This window comes from Candidatus Thiodiazotropha sp. CDECU1 (assembly GCF_963455295.1).
Taxonomy (GTDB): Bacteria; Pseudomonadota; Gammaproteobacteria; order Chromatiales; family Chromatiaceae; genus Thiodiazotropha.
The window spans coordinates 3,579,577-3,594,053 of the sequence record NZ_OY734020.1 but is presented as its reverse complement, the minus strand read 5'-3'; the positions used below and the strand labels follow the sequence as shown (position 1 = coordinate 3,594,053).

The 14,477-nt window shown below is 56.2% G+C and carries 12 protein-coding genes; 10 read left to right on the top strand and 2 right to left on the bottom strand.

The features are described from left to right. The first annotated feature begins 74 nt into the window (after window positions 1-74). The 7 genes from R2K28_RS16335 (at window position 75) to R2K28_RS16305 (ending at window position 6,882) form a co-directional block, all read left to right on the top strand. On the top strand, window positions 75-884 hold the full coding sequence (locus tag R2K28_RS16335; RefSeq protein ID WP_316366107.1) for a MipA/OmpV family protein: 810 nt from the start codon (window positions 75-77) through the stop codon (window positions 882-884). Window positions 885-895: 11 nt separating this feature from the next. Continuing rightward, entirely contained in the window at window positions 896-1,972 is a 1,077-nt protein-coding gene (locus tag R2K28_RS16330) for an efflux RND transporter periplasmic adaptor subunit (RefSeq protein WP_316366105.1), read from the top strand. Next, complete coding sequence (locus R2K28_RS16325) at window positions 1,969-2,631, top strand: ABC transporter ATP-binding protein (protein ID WP_316366103.1); 663 nt, start codon at window positions 1,969-1,971, stop codon at window positions 2,629-2,631. Before R2K28_RS16330 ends, R2K28_RS16325 begins: the two co-directional genes overlap by 4 nt. Next, window positions 2,628-3,872, top strand: a complete 1,245-nt coding sequence (locus tag R2K28_RS16320) for an ABC transporter permease (RefSeq protein ID WP_316366101.1) — start codon at window positions 2,628-2,630, stop codon at window positions 3,870-3,872. The genes R2K28_RS16325 and R2K28_RS16320 overlap by 4 nt, the downstream gene beginning before the upstream one ends. 5 nt (window positions 3,873-3,877) lie before the next feature. Next, window positions 3,878-4,996, top strand: coding sequence for a serine hydrolase domain-containing protein (locus R2K28_RS16315; protein WP_316366098.1), 1,119 nt, complete (start codon window positions 3,878-3,880; stop codon window positions 4,994-4,996). 34 nt (window positions 4,997-5,030) lie between these two features. Beyond that, window positions 5,031-5,873, top strand: a complete 843-nt coding sequence (locus tag R2K28_RS16310) for an alpha/beta fold hydrolase (protein WP_316366096.1) — start codon at window positions 5,031-5,033, stop codon at window positions 5,871-5,873. A 247-nt stretch (window positions 5,874-6,120) separates the two neighbouring features. Then, complete coding sequence (locus R2K28_RS16305) at window positions 6,121-6,882, top strand: sulfite exporter TauE/SafE family protein (protein ID WP_316366095.1); 762 nt, start codon at window positions 6,121-6,123, stop codon at window positions 6,880-6,882. Between the two features lie 21 nt (window positions 6,883-6,903). Here R2K28_RS16305 and R2K28_RS16300 read toward each other — a convergent pair whose 3' ends face one another. Beyond that, window positions 6,904-7,980, bottom strand: coding sequence for a hypothetical protein (locus tag R2K28_RS16300; protein ID WP_316366093.1), 1,077 nt, complete (start codon window positions 7,978-7,980; stop codon window positions 6,904-6,906). A gap of 195 nt (window positions 7,981-8,175) precedes the next feature. On the opposite strand from R2K28_RS16300, the gene ppk2 reads away from it, so the two are divergent. Further along, a complete protein-coding gene (gene ppk2 / locus R2K28_RS16295) occupies window positions 8,176-9,096 on the top strand; it encodes a polyphosphate kinase 2 (protein ID WP_316366092.1) in 921 nt (306 codons plus the stop codon). 7 nt (window positions 9,097-9,103) lie between these two features. Continuing rightward, window positions 9,104-9,778, top strand: coding sequence for a DUF502 domain-containing protein (locus R2K28_RS16290; protein ID WP_316366090.1), 675 nt, complete (start codon window positions 9,104-9,106; stop codon window positions 9,776-9,778). Between the two features lie 119 nt (window positions 9,779-9,897). Here the strand turns inward: R2K28_RS16290 and R2K28_RS16285 are convergent, their stop codons facing one another. After that, complete coding sequence (locus tag R2K28_RS16285) at window positions 9,898-13,359, bottom strand: choice-of-anchor D domain-containing protein (RefSeq protein ID WP_316366089.1); 3,462 nt, start codon at window positions 13,357-13,359, stop codon at window positions 9,898-9,900. Between the two features lie 481 nt (window positions 13,360-13,840). Between R2K28_RS16285 and R2K28_RS16280 the strand changes: the two genes are divergently transcribed. After that, window positions 13,841-14,335 (top strand): DUF1648 domain-containing protein, encoded by a 495-nt coding sequence (locus R2K28_RS16280; RefSeq protein WP_316366088.1) that lies wholly within the window; start codon window positions 13,841-13,843, stop codon window positions 14,333-14,335. Window positions 14,336-14,477: the final 142 nt, after the last annotated feature.

Here is a 14,477-nt window from a genome sequence, read left to right as displayed (position 1 = left end):
ACAAGCCCACCACAGACGCCGCCGCCGTCACCCCTTAAGCTGAAGTCATCAATTGGAACAACAGTGGAGAAGAGATGATGACTTCAGGACACAATAGTCGAGCTATCAAACATGCCCTTTCAACCATCGCAGTCGCAACAGTTTTGTCATTGACCGTACAACAGGTTTCAGCGGGCGAGTGGCGGGTCGGCGCGAACGTCGCCGGTGGTAAGAATCCGTTCGTGGGCGAGGATAACGTTGCCGCATTGATTCCGATGCTTGCCTATAAGGGTGAACGTTTCTACGCCAATCTCGGCAACCCCGGACTCTCATTTTTCAACGGCTCGACCAACTTTGGCGGTCTGGGTTATAGCGTCGTTAAAGCCGATGAATACAACATCGACCTGGTAGGACGGATTCGCGCCATGGGACTCTATCCGGAAGACAATGATGAACTGGAGGGTTTGGACGATCGGGATCCCGGTTTCGATGTGGGTGTCACGGCCCGTTGGCAGACTGGTTTCGGTGAGTTGAATGCCCAGCTGCTGGCGGATGTGAGCGACACCTCCGATGGCCAGGAGGTGATTCTCAGCTATGCCTATCCCCTCAAGCATGGCCAATGGACCTTGCGTCCGGAGATGGGGGTGAGCTGGCAGAGCAGCGATCTTAACGACTACTACTTCGGGGTCGATGCCGACGAGGCGACTGCCAGTCGCGCGGTCTACGAGGCGGATTCTACGCTGACGCCCTTCGCGGGCATCGAGTTCGAATATGCCTTCGATCAAAAGATCAACCTGATCGGCGGTGTCGGTATGGGTCGCCTCGGGGACGGGATCAGCGACAGCCCGATAGTCGATGAAGCGAATCTGGTTGGCGGCCACCTCGGACTGAGTTACACCTTCTGAGGCCGATGACGATGAAAGCTTCGCGCACCTTAATCGCGCTGCTTGCCGGGTCGACACTGCTCTCCTTTGCCTACCTGAGTCTAAGAGAGCAGTCCATGGAGGTTGAGACCGTTCCCGTGGAGCGGGGTGACCTCGAGCTGGTGATCCGGGTGACGGGTGAGGTGATCAACGATCGCCAGGTTGCCCTGACCGCCCTGGTGGACGGTCAGGTTAAGCGTGTCGAAACCGTGCTGGGTGCGAGAGTGGCATCCGGACAGGTGCTGGCCGCCATGGATAACCGGGCGGCCGCGGCAAGCCGGCAACGGGCCAAGGCCTTTCTGCGCCAGGAGGATGTGCGTCGGCGTGAAGAGCAGATGGGTTATCAGCGTCTCAAAAAACTCGCGGCCAAGGGGGCTGTCTCCACCGAGCAGCTGGAGCAGGCGAAGCTCGATTGGGAGGCGGCCAGCGCTGCCTGGGAGGTGGCCAAGGCCGATCTGAGCCTGGCGGATGTGGCCCAGGAGTGGCAACAGGTACGTGCTCCCTTCGATGCGATCGTGACCGCCAAATCCACAGAAGCAGGGCAGTGGGTGGAGGCGGGTACCCAACTCTTTACCCTGGTGGCCCTGGACCATTGGGAGATCGAGGCCCATGTGGATGCGGTGGACAGTGGACGGGTGAAAATCGGCCAGTCGGTATTGATTCGCTGTGACGCCTTTCCGGGGCTGGCATGGCGCTCCACTATCCGTTGGATCGGTCCCAGTGTGGAGCGGGAGAAGGACAAACGACTCAACACCTTTCGGGTCAGGCTTGAGCTGGGTGAAGATCCACCCCCGTTACTGCTCGGTCAGCAGCTTGACCTGGAGATTGCGGTGGATCGACGTCAGGGGGTGTTGCGAGTGCCGTTTGCCGCCCTGCAGGAGAGGGATGATGGGTTTGAGGTGGCACTGATCGATGCGGGACGGGTGCGTTATCAAGGCATCGAAACCGGCTTGGAGAGCGACACCCATGTGGAGGTCAAGGGCGGCCTTGATGCAGGTATGCGGGTGGTGCGTCTGGATGGGGAGAGTCTCGAGACGGGATTGCGGGTCAGTGCAGGGGGTGAGCCATGATCGATATCCGTGGTCTGTGTAAGTCCTACTGGCGGGCCGGGGTGGAGTTGGCGGTTGTTCGCGACGTGGACCTGGCGGTTGCCCGGGGCGAGTTCGTCGCCATCATGGGGCCTTCAGGTTCGGGCAAGAGCACCCTGCTCAATATCATCGGTTGTCTCGATGTGGCGGACCGCGGCCACTACCTGCTCAGCGGAGAGGCGGTGGACCACGCCATCCCCCACCGGCTGGCCCGGCTGAGGGCGCGCTATATCGGGTTCATCTTTCAATCCTTCAACCTTATTCCAACCCGAACCGCCCTGGAGAATGTCGCCCTGCCGCTCCTCTACCAAGGGGTCACTGGCATAGATCGCGAACAACGGGCCATGTCTGCTCTGGAACATGTGGGTATGGCAGACCGGGCTTCGCATCTGCCGAATCAGCTCTCCGGCGGCCAGCAGCAGCGGGTGGCGATCGCCCGGGCCCTGGTGAATCGGCCCTCCCTGTTGATCGCGGATGAGCCGACCGGCGCCCTGGACAGCCGCAACAGCGAGCAGGTGATGTCCCTGTTCAAAAACCTGCATACGGAGGGGCATACCCTGTTGATGGTGACCCACGACCAGGCGGTTGGCGAGTGTGCCGACCGGGTGGTGAAACTGCGTGATGGAGCGATCCAGTCATGAAGGGCTTGCGGATCTCCATGGAACTGATCAAGGAGGCGTTGCGGGCGCTCAGGGAGAATCGTCTGCGCTCCCTGCTGAGCGTGGTGGGCATCGCCATCGGCATCGCCGCGGTAATGACGGTGAGTGCCGTGAGCAGCGGTGGCAAGGCCTTTGTCATGAAGGAGCTGGAGACCTTCGGCCTGCGTTCGGTGTGGATCGTTCGCGACTATAACGACAAGGACCCGAACCGGCGGGTGCGCCTGGGGTCCGGGCTGGTGGAACAGGATCTGGCGGTGCTGGGCGGCGACTGCTGTCCCTCGGTGCGACGTCTCAGTCCGGTGTTGCTGCTGCAGAAGGATGCCATCATCCAGTGGGGCAACCGCTATAGCAATGCGGACATCAAGGGTGTGAACGCGGATTTTCTCAGCATCAACAACGATCGTTTGAAACAGGGGCGGGGATTCAGGAAAAAGGATATCAGCGGGCGCAGGCCGGTGGTGTTGATCGGCGAGACCGTGGCCAAGGATCTCTACCCGCAAGCGGAGCGTGTCATCGGTCGACACCTGCGTATCGGCGGCAGAAAATACCGGGTGATCGGGGTGCTGCAATATAAGAGCCGGGACCTGCTTGCCAGTATCGGCTCCGAGGGTGGCGATGATGCCAACAATCGTATTCTGCTGCCCTATACGGTGGTGCAGCAGATGAACGGCAATCGGCAGATCAGTTACCTGCAGGCCGAGGCGGTATCTTTGGTGGAAGCGGAAAGGGCCACGGCGCAATTGACGCAGGTGTTGCAGCGACGCCATCGGGGCGCCTACCAATATACCCAGGTGACCCTCGCCTCCTATCTGAAGACGGTGGACCGCATCCTCGGCGGGATCACCGCCATGGGGATAGTGGCGGCCTCCACCTCCCTGCTGGTGGGCGGAATCGGTGTGGCGGGGATCATGAGCACCGCGGTGGTGGAGCGGATCCGCGAGATCGGGGTGAGGATGGCGGTCGGGGCAACCCGCCGGCAGATCCTCTTCCAGTTCCTGGCGGAGGCGGTGCTGATCAGCGTCATCGGAGGCTTTGCCGGTCTCACTATCGGCCTGATCCTGGGTGGCCTGCTCGATCTTGTTACCGGCTTTCCACTCATTCCGACGACCACGGGGGTCCTGGTCGGTCTCCTGGTCTCGGTACTGGTGGGTTTGGCTTCCGGCTACTATCCGGCACAACGTGCCGCGGGTTTTTTACCGGTTGAAGCGTTACGGAGAGACTAGACATTATGGGAATTCGACACGATATATCTGTTGCTAGTATTAACCGCAATGAGAAGAGTCGGTATCTGCTGAAAGAGGATGTCACCGATTTCATCGAGCAGGCAAGGCACGAAAACAGTATCCCCGCCATGGCGGTAGTCGTCATGGACTCGGAGCGAATGCTTATCGCGGATATCCAAGGTGAAAGGGTAGTGGGCTCGAACAGCAGTGCCACCCTGGATGACTATTTTCATATCGGCTCCTGCACAAAATCGGTCCTGGCTGTAATGGCCGGCAGATTGATCGAGCAAGCAAAACTAAGCTGGGATACGCGATTCTTCGATCTCTATCCAGACTTGAAGGCGCTGTCCAGAAATGAATATCTCACTATTACCCTGGAGGATCTGTTGCTGTGTCAAGCCGGCATCATCCCGTTTACGGCTGGTGAAGAGTACTCCGGATTAGATGCAACGGTGTCCAGATCAAGAGAGGATTTTATAGCCTATCTGATACGACAGAAACCGGCTGCAAAGAGATCCAGGCATGGTTTTAAACATCTCTACTCGAATGCAAGTTACACCATGGCTGCAGCCATGCTGGAACAGGTTACGGGATTGACCTGGGAGGAGTTGGTCCAGCAAACCCTTTCCCGTGATCTGCAGCTGCCGGTCATATTCGGTTGGCCGAATAAGCACCACAGGAATCAGCCCTGGGGTCACGCGGAGATCGACGGCACGCTGAAGGCCCTCTCTCCGGAACATGAATACAGGCTTCCTGACATCATCGCCCCCGCCGGCGACCTTAGTCTGAAACCCTTGGACTATGCAAGCTATGTCCAACTTCACCTGCAGGGATTAATGGGCAAAGACAACTATCTTGCCGCCGGCACCTACCAGACGATTCACTATCGCCAACGGGGATTCTCCTTCGGTGTGGTAAATGCAAGCGCTTGGGGTGAGCGTTATTCAATGTTGGATGGCAGCGCCGGTACCTTTTACTGCGCAACCATGCTCTTTCCCGACTCTGACTTTGCGTTTGTCGTCATGACCAATTCAGGTACGGCTCCGGCCGTAAAAGGAATAACCTGGATTTCCAAAAAGATTATAAAAAAGTATTTCAAACTGTGGTGGATGTTCTGGATGTGATTTCTGAGACTGGTTCCAATGAAAAGGTGAAGAGATGACAGTGCGACTTTTGAATGGCTTTGTAATGGCATTGATCTGTGTCTGTCTGCTGACGGCTTGCACAACACTGCGTAATGTCAAACATCAATCGATAGAGGGTACACGGATTGGTTATGCCTCGCTTGGTCAAGGACCGGCAACCATCGTTCTGGAAGCGGGGCTGGGTGACGGTATGGCGAGCTGGGACGGGATCATGGATGAGCTGTCGGAAATCACCAGGGTCTTTGCCTACAGTCGGCCGGGGTATTTCCCCAGTAGTGCAACGGATAGACTGCGAACGCCGCAACAGGTCGTGGATGATCTGCGCCACTTACTGAAGCGGACGGGGCATCGACCTCCCTATCTGCTGGTTGGGCACTCTTTGGGTGGACTCTATGTCCTCAATTTCGTCGAGCGTTATCCGGATGAGGTGGCTGGTGTAGTGCTGGTGGATGGGCGGCATCCCATGACCACCCAGGCCTGTCTTGAGAGAGGGCTTAGTGGCTGCAACATGCCGCATCTGATGCAGGCCCTGCTTCCCTCCCATGCCCTCGAAGAGTACCAGGCCGCGCAATCCACAAGAATGCCCGTCACCATGGGTGACAAGCCCTTGGCGGTGATCAGCAGGGCGCCGGATCGTGGTATGACGTCGGCGGCCTGGCGGGCGTTATGGTCGGAGATGCAGGAGGATTTGTCAGAATTGAGTGGCCGCAGCAGGCGCCTGATTGCAGAGCATGGGGGGCACTATGTGCATAAGGACGAACCGGAGAGAGTGATCGAAGCTGTCAACTGGGTCTTTTCCAACTGGCGGGCTGATGTTGGAAGCGTGTCTGATCCAATGGTTGGTGTGAGCAATTAAAAGTCGTCTCACGCCACCGCAAGATATTATTTAGTGCCCATCCAGAAATACAGTCTTTTTTAAAAACACGTCATCCCGGCAAATGCCGGGATCCAGAGAAATTAATGAGTTACTAGATTCCGGCATTCGCCGGAATGACGAGAGTTGCAATTTCCGGATGGGCACTATTTAGGTTTATCCTATTGCGCTATGCATGGATTGGCGAATCAGCTAAAGTCGATCGATCGACTTGGTGCAACGGGTGGTCATGACTTACCAACTGCTATTTCTGTTCGCTGCAGGATTCTTCGGTGGCGTACTCAACGCCATTGCGGGCGGTGGCAGTTTTATCACATTCCCCGCATTACTGTTTGTCGGTGTAGCTCCCATCAGCGCCAATGCCACCAACACCTTTGCCTCCTGTGCGGGCTATATGAGCGGCGCCTATGCACTGCGCAAGGAGCTGCTGGCTTACCGCGCCCAGTTGCCACGACTCATCATCGTCAGCTTGGTTGGTGGCAGTACAGGTGCGTTATTGCTGTTGCTTACCCCGGAGTCGGTGTTTCGTCAAGCCATCCCCTGGCTGCTGCTCTTCGCCACCCTGTTGTTCATCTTTGGCGGGCGTATCAATCGAGCCTTGAAGCAATATGCCTCCGGACATCCGCACGCTTCCCTGTTGGGCGCTCTGTTGCTGCTTTTACTGTTGCTGGGGATCTCGGTCTATGGCGGTTTTTTCAATGCAGGTTTGGGGATCATCATTCTCAGCTATCTGGCATTGGAGGGTTTTGGTGATATCAATGCCATGAACGGACTGAAACTGCTCATATCATCCGTGGTGTCGCTGATTGCCATCGCCCTGTTTATCGTTAATGGGGCCATCGCCTGGTACGCAGGGATTGTGGTCATGTTTGGCACCCTGGTGGGCGGGTATGTGGCGGCCCATCTCTCCCGCCAGTTGCCTCAGACCTATGTCAGGACCTTCGTCATCCTGGCCGGCAGTGGCATGTCTCTCTATTTCTTCTTGAATTAGTGTTAACAGGCCCTACAGGCCCTAAGCTGAACACTCCTGTGTTGTCAGGTCGTGCATGATTTCAATGGTACGCTTATCCAGTCTGGCTTCAACAACCTTGAGTCTGTTTTTTGCATTGATTTCGCTGCCGGCAGGTTGTAACAACTGCCGCAGCATCGGGGCAAGTTCAAGCGCATAATCGGTTTGATGATTGTTTTCCAATGCCTGTAACAAAGCCTGATCGGCATTACGGTAGTCCCGTAGTTTACAGTAGACGCAGCTGATGCGCAGGTAGATGGCAAACTGCCGCTTTGTCGCATCATTGAGGCCGTGGTCAAGGACGGCATAGTGCTCCTTTGCCTGATAATAGTCGGCTGCCTCGAATGAGGCATCAGCTTCAGACAGGAGTCGAGAGTTGCAACTGTCGATCCAGAAATCGATACGGTCGCCGTAAAGGTTGAATTTATGATTTCTGAACTCTGCCTTGGTCAACCATTCACGTGCTTCCAGGTATTGTCCCAGTCGCATGTAGTGACGGCCGATGATGAATGCGCTTTGGGCATATCTTTTCTTGTCCTGTTCGAAGTTGTCTTTGACTATATTGATGATGCCTTGAGAGTCCTGCTGTTCAATGTTCAGTTCCAGGTCCGCAATCACATCGTGGTGTTTACGTGAATGCAGGCTCATCTCATGCAGGGCTTCTCTGGCCGCTTTGTGGACCTCTTCAGCCTCCTCCTCATCGGAAATAATATCCGCCAGCACCAGCAAGGCGCCAACGTCGCGAGCCTCCCCCAGTGCTTTGGCGGAGGCGCAGCGTTGAGTGACATCATCCGACCTCAATAAAAACTTCATGCAAAAGAGCATCATCTCACCAATATGCTCTTGCTTGCGTCCCCAAAGAACGAGCCAGGTGATTATCAAAATCCCCAAGCTAAGGGAGATGAGCAAGGCAATGACCAAGGTGGCGCTAATGTCGTCTCCACTATGTACACTAAGGGTATCCCCGGCAGCATGAAGTTTACCCGCTATCACAAAGGTGGTGAAACCAATTATCGAGTATCTACGACACTGTTGCCGGGGATGGTGTGGTTGGTTGTGTCGAGTGATAGTGGGCTGCATAGTGTTATCCGCGGTGGTGTGAAAACCCCTGTTTCTAAGCTAAGTCCAAAGAACTAGGTGAGTCAATCAGAAGGTATACGGGAATATCTTTCATTATCGGTACCACATAGTACTTGAGGTAATATGTGCAATGGAATTGTAACAGTCCCCGGGAGCAGCCGTGATATTTTTATCTCATGAATGCGGAGCAACAAGATGACAGATAGAGACAACCAGTTTGAGGGCATGGATTGGCTCCGGGCGGAGCTGGAGGACGCCCTGGACGAGGACTATGAACTTGAGATGTCAGAGCCGGCCCTATCCATGGAGTTGCGCCGCATCTATAAAAAAATGCATCCGCCGACCCTGGATCGGAGGGAGTACTTCAAGGCGCTGCTGACCCTGCAGGCGGAACTGATCAAGCTACAGGATTGGGTTGAACATAGCGGGGAGAAGGTCGTTATTGTCTTTGAGGGGCGGGACGCTGCCGGCAAGGGGGGTGTCATCAAGCGTATCACGCAACGGTTGAATCCCCGGGTATGCCGCGTTGTGGCCTTGAGTAAGCCCACGGAAAAGGAGAAGTCCCAATGGTATTTCCAGCGTTACGCAGCCCACCTGCCGTCAGCAGGCGAGATCACCCTGTTTGATCGCTCCTGGTATAACCGCTCAGGGGTCGAGCGGGTGATGGAATTCGCGACTCAAGAGCAGGTGGAACAGTTTTTCCAGGATGTCCCGGATTTCGAGCGTTCCCTGGTCAGGTCGGGGATACGCCTGATCAAATACTGGTTCTCCATCACTGACGAGGAGCAGCAGTTGCGCTTTCTGATGCGTGTCCACGATCCCCTCAAACAGTGGAAACTAAGCCCCATGGACCTTCAATCCAGGGTGCGCTGGGAGGATTACACCAAGGCCAAGGAAGAGACCCTTGCACGCACCAATATACCCGAGGCGCCCTGGTTCATCGTGGAGGGCAATGATAAGAAACGTGCGCGTTTGAACTGCATCCACCACCTGCTCGACCAGATCCCCTACAAGGATATACCCAACGACGCCATTACCTTGCCGGATCGTGTTTTCAATCCCAATTACGAACGCCAGGTATTGCCGTCATCACTCTACGTACCTAAGCGATATTGAACCTATTATGACTGAGATAAAATCGAGACCGCTGCATATCCAGCGCTATCTTATCAGCGGCGTAATCACCCTTATCCCGCTTTGGGTCACCTGGCTGGTCTTCAAATATGTATTCAATCAGCTTTCAAAGTTGGGTGCGCCTTGGGTCAAGATACTGTCACACAGTATCAGGAACGAGTATCCATCCCTTGCTCAATGGCTGCTTGAGCCATGGTTTCAAAACACCCTGGCCGTCTTCCTGATGCTGGTGGGTCTGTATCTGGTCGGTTGGTTCGCGAGTCGAATGATCGGCCGGAGAATCCTCAACATCTTCGAATCGACCGTGCAGCGCCTGCCGGTGATTCAGAATGTCTATGGCTTGGTGAAGAAGCTCATTTCGGCTTTAGGGGATAAACCGGAAAATGTACAACAAGTGGTATTGATCGAATTCCCATCCCCCGAGATGAAGACGGTAGGATTCGTGACACGTACCATGGTGGATGACAACAGTGGTCAGGAGCTGGCGGCGGTGTATGTGCCAACCACGCCGAATCCCACCTCGGGCTATTTGGAGATAGTACCGATCGAGAAGCTTGTGTCGACGGATTGGAGTATCGATGAAGCGATGAACTTCATCATCTCAGGGGGTGCGGTGGCGCCGGATACTGTGCCTTATACAAAAAATCGATCAGGCAAAGCATAGCGCTGATCTTCGTCTATTCATTGTCAGATAGCTCCTTTTCATTATTGCGATTTTCCAATTACTGGCAATACAGTTTGACTTTTGCGGGGACCGTGCAGCCCCGGTCCCCGCTGAACGGTTTAACAGGCGTCGTCATCCTCGGCACGATCCTCGTCGAAGCAACAGGCATCGATGCTTTGGGGCGTACAACCGCGATCACAACAGCACTCACTGCAGCCGCACTCGCCGCACTCCTTACCCGAAGCCTTTTCCCAGACGGTGTAGGCGAGCAGGTCGAGGGTTGTTTTCGGGTTCTCCGGATCGTCGCTCTTGATCACCAGTCCCTGGGCGCGCGGGCATTTCTCCTCGGCTTTGTAGCGTATCAGGATGTCGAGGCTCGCCCCCGGTTGCAGCGTCGCAGGGAATGGGTTGTTGACCAGCTTCCAGTACTTACTCGGCCGCGCGAGGCCCACATGCGTCACGTGTAGCGGGCAGTGGCCGACGTTGGTCAGAGTGAGGGTCCGTTCGCCTGCGCAGCAGGCCTTGACGCCGCCGATGCAGGTTGAGCCGGTGATCGATAGACGTCCCGGAGGCGCAGTGCCAGTGACCTGGATCGTCTTTGGTCCCTGGGGATCGTCACTGTTTATCTTGAGCGTGCCCGCCTTGGTGCCAAAGCCGGATGGCTGGAACCGGATCGGGATTTGCAGGCTGTCGCCCGCACCGATCACGATGGGGAAGCTGAGGACGCTTGGCAGGACGAACTCGGCACTCGACGTGGCGATGCTCTGGATCGTCAGCGGACAGGGGGCACTGTTGGAAAGGGTCAATAGCCGGTCGGTGAAGTCACCGACGCAGGTCTTACCGAAATCCCCATTGTCAGCGATTACCGAAACCAGGCGTGGCGGCGCCGCTTTGCCCGAGACCCTGAGCACGCGAGGTCCGCCGGGGTCGTTGGAGAAGACGGTGATCAGCGCCGTCTTGTTGCCGAACGAGGTGGGTTGGAAGCGTATCGGGATGTCGATGCTGTCTCCCGAGTCAATCACGATCGGGTAGGCGTTGACCCCGGGGGCAACGAATTCCCCCGAATTGGAAGTGATGTTGGTGATCGAGAGCATACCGAATCCGCTATTGGAGAGGGTCAGGATCATGTCCTTCGCTGTGCCGACGCAGACATTCATGAAGGCGCCATCGTCGGGCAGCACAGTGACAAGCCGCGGGCGGAGTTGCACGGTCCGGATCGCGATGTTGTTGTCGTTGGGCACGAGCCGCCAGTCCTCGATGGTGCGGCCCGCGTGGTATTTGTCCGCATTGTCCGGATCGCCCTCGGCCGAGACCACCATCATCATGCTGTCATCGCCGTCTTCGTTCGGGTTAGGCGCCCAGGCAAAGGGGCCGACGACGATCTCCTCGGCGTCGTTGGGCTGGATCGTGGGTGCGCCGATCTCCGGGGTGTCCATGGCCTTGAAGTCGGTGGGCCAGACATGTCCCTCAAGCGGTTTGCAGTGGAAGCCCCGGACATTGACCTGGTTGGCGATGGAGCTGCCGCGGTTCTTCACCCGCACATAGGCGTAGTTGGTGCCGATCACCGGATCCTGGTGGGCGCCGCCCGCATCGGGCTGGTGTCGGTTCCAGATGGTTGCGGTGGCCCGGTGGTCGGCGAGATACTGGTATTCGCCACCGCGCCCGTCGTCGATATAGACATCCACGAGGGGTGGGTCGCCGTCATTCAAATCCTGTTTCTCGAAGGACCATTCGAGCACCTTCTCGTAGGCGCCCCCCGAGAGGCCGCGGGTGGTCCAGTCACCCGCATCGGCGGTTAACAGCGCGTCTAGGAAACCTGCCGGGGAGCCTGGGTTGGTGGCAGGGGAGAGGGTGCTGACGGCGCGGAGCATGAGATAGGTCATGACATGGGCCGAGAATTCGCGTCGGGTCAGCGCCGTGGAGTCGCCGCCGATGCTGCGATAGGCGCGGAACAGGGTCGTCGACAGGATCTGCTCGGAGGAGTAACTGCCCACATCATTGGTGCCGCCCCAGCCCCAGCCGGCGGCGGGATCCCGGTCTGAGCGCCGCCCCAGGTTGGAGTAGGGCCAGAGCATGAAACGGTCGTTGTTGCCGCCATTGTGCCATCCGGAATAGGGGTCGTTCAGGATCATGCCGAAGCTGTCCCCGGCGCTGTGTGCAAAGCCGAAGTTCGCGGTGTTCACATGGTCGTAGAGGATGCCGTGTCCGCCAAGTTCGTGGAGCACCAGATACCAGTCCGAGGCATTGCCCGTGGGCGTCCCGCCGGTGTTGTCGATGCGACCGTAGCAGGCGTGTTCGATGCCATCCCCGTCACCGTAGCAATGGCCGTTGTTGCTGCCGCTGAAACCCCTGTGGTCAACCTTGATGGGAAAGCTGGTGCCGTCGAAATAGGTATCGAGGGGAAAGCCCAACTCCTCCACCAGACGGAAAAAGCGGTCGTTATTATAGTAGGCATTGACGGCGAGAAACTCATCGGTACGCACGTCGTAATCGAAATCCACACCATCGGGCTGGGTGGGTGGTAGGATGTTGGGATTGTGCACATTTATCACTTGCACGTATTCGCCAGTCAGCGATTGGGTGCCGCCCACGGCCGGGTCCAGGCCGAGCAGCTCCACGTCGTCCCGCAGCGGATTGAGCACCGCATTGCTTTGGCTGGCGTCGTTTGCCGTGTCCCCTGTGGAAATGATCGGATCGTAGGTGAAGACGAGCCCGTTCACGTGGGAGGTGAGCGCCCGCAGATAGAGAATCTCCCCGGTCGCGACGCTGACCAGGAAGCGCCAGTTCATGTGATGTCCCTCGTGGGGCAGCCGGACGATAAGTTCGGCCACGAGATGCCAGCTGCCATCCTTGAGGGAGTCGGGAAGCATCGCCAGTGGCAGGGTTGGGAGGTGTTCCTCCTCGATCGGCTCTGCGGGATATTTCTCCGTCTTTTCCGCGGGCTCCGGATGGTCATGCTGGCGCCGCGCCCGGTCGAGCTGATAGACGTAGAAGCGTCCGGAGATGAGTTCGGGCTTCGCGCGGTCCTTGCCCTTGCCGGAGCCGTCGAGGCATGAGCCGAGAATCTCGGAAAGCTGGGTTGTTGCCGCGCCTAGCGCCTGTTTCGATGTGCCCTCCCCAGCCCCGGGGCCTGACTCGCCGGCGGAGAAGAGCTTACGGTAGCGGTTTATGTCGCGGGCTGGGGGTAGCTCGGCATCAATGCACGTTTTGCTCGTGTTGACGATCGAGATGATGCGGCCGGTTTCCTCATTTCTGGTCGCCGTGATCCCGGCGCCCCAGACCGGTGTATCGAGATAGGTCTGGGCATAGACGTAGGTGGTGGTATCGAAGAAGGTCTTTTCATCGGCAAGGTGAAAGGAGGGGCCTGATTTTTTTGGCTCCAAATGGCTCGCTTTACGGCCAAGCTCGCTCAGGTCCGCGATGTCGATGCCGAGTTTACCGGCGAACTGGCGGACATGGGATTTAGCCGAGGCGCTGCTCGGCGTTGCCGAGCCGTTGTTAGCAAAAGTGATTGCCCGTATGGTGCCGTCACCATCCCGGGTTATCGTGGCGTTTAGATCTGCTTCGAGACTGTGTTTCATCACTCTTCTCCATTATCTGGACAATCAACCTTGTTGGAAATCCGCAACGAATAAGCAGTCTTCCAACATCCTTCTTAAGAAAACTTTTTTACAACACAGTTTTCTTTGTCCTCAGTCAGCCATGAAATATCTAACTATTTGATTTGCGGGACTAAGATACCCTGCGGATTATGCAAAACCGAGGTTGGAAATCCTTTCCCTATGGGCCGCCAGGGGCGCCGGGCATACGACGACTCAGGAGAGCGTACATGGGAATATAAATCCTAGTGTAGAAGGGCCGCGTGAGCCTTTCAAAGTGAAAGTTACCGTGCAATTGGATAAAAATTCGGGTATGTGATCCTGTTATGGTGGGGTCAGCGACCATCGTATCCTTGATGTTCAGGATCTATATCCACCGAGATGAAGGCAAGGAATATTTTTAGCGCATTCTAGAATTTAGTATTCTAGCCGTATGTATGTGCGGTTTTGGGTTGTTTGAAAAATGCGAACTACCTTCATTGTGAGCTTCCTGGCTAATGTGATGCTTGCCCTTGTATCGTTGGTGACGCTCCCGGATCGAGTGGCGATTCACTTCGGTCAGGGTGGGATGCCCGATGGATGGGCTTCAAGCCTGACTGGTACACTTATCATGTTGGGTGTGCATTGTCTCCTATTCTGCTCTCTTTACTTTTCACCGAGACTGCTTGCTTTGGTACCTGCCAAATGGGTCAGTCTTCCAAATCGTGACTACTGGCTTAGACCAGAGCGCCACTCTCAAGCCATTGTAAAATTCAGCCAGTATATGTGGCAGTTTGGCACGGCACTGTTTATGTTTATGTTGTTCACGGGCTTGCTCAGTCTCAAGGCAAATCTGTCCGATCCGGTGCGACTTGATGAGGGCCCATTGTTAGTTGCGCTGGTGGTTTTTCTTATTTATACGGGATATTGGACTCTTAGATTGCTAAGGGCTTTCCGTATCCCGCCTAAACACCAGTAATTTCAATTCAGCAGGCTTTGATTCCTTGTTGCTACGGCAAGGTGTATTTAAGGAACCATACAATGTAGTCCATATATTTCATGTGGTAATTAAATAGCTTCAGCGTCGACTGAATGCCTTCTTAATCAATATTCGGGTTATT

What these genes read in the sequence shown, in the direction of transcription:
- R2K28_RS16300 (WP_316366093.1), bottom strand. Translation starts at nt 7,980, where the DNA reads ATGCAGCCCACTATCACTCGACACAACCAACCACACCATCCCCGGCAA.
- R2K28_RS16280 (WP_316366088.1), top strand. Translation starts at nt 13,841, where the DNA reads ATGCGAACTACCTTCATTGTGAGCTTCCTGGCTAATGTGATGCTTGCC.
- R2K28_RS16315 (WP_316366098.1), top strand. Translation starts at nt 3,878, where the DNA reads ATGGGAATTCGACACGATATATCTGTTGCTAGTATTAACCGCAATGAG.
- R2K28_RS16290 (WP_316366090.1), top strand. Translation starts at nt 9,104, where the DNA reads ATGACTGAGATAAAATCGAGACCGCTGCATATCCAGCGCTATCTTATC.
- R2K28_RS16320 (WP_316366101.1), top strand. Translation starts at nt 2,628, where the DNA reads ATGAAGGGCTTGCGGATCTCCATGGAACTGATCAAGGAGGCGTTGCGG.
- R2K28_RS16285 (WP_316366089.1), bottom strand. Translation starts at nt 13,359, where the DNA reads ATGAAACACAGTCTCGAAGCAGATCTAAACGCCACGATAACCCGGGAT.
- R2K28_RS16305 (WP_316366095.1), top strand. Translation starts at nt 6,121, where the DNA reads ATGACTTACCAACTGCTATTTCTGTTCGCTGCAGGATTCTTCGGTGGC.
- ppk2 (WP_316366092.1), top strand. Translation starts at nt 8,176, where the DNA reads ATGACAGATAGAGACAACCAGTTTGAGGGCATGGATTGGCTCCGGGCG.
- R2K28_RS16325 (WP_316366103.1), top strand. Translation starts at nt 1,969, where the DNA reads ATGATCGATATCCGTGGTCTGTGTAAGTCCTACTGGCGGGCCGGGGTG.
- R2K28_RS16310 (WP_316366096.1), top strand. Translation starts at nt 5,031, where the DNA reads ATGACAGTGCGACTTTTGAATGGCTTTGTAATGGCATTGATCTGTGTC.
- R2K28_RS16335 (WP_316366107.1), top strand. Translation starts at nt 75, where the DNA reads ATGATGACTTCAGGACACAATAGTCGAGCTATCAAACATGCCCTTTCA.
- R2K28_RS16330 (WP_316366105.1), top strand. Translation starts at nt 896, where the DNA reads ATGAAAGCTTCGCGCACCTTAATCGCGCTGCTTGCCGGGTCGACACTG.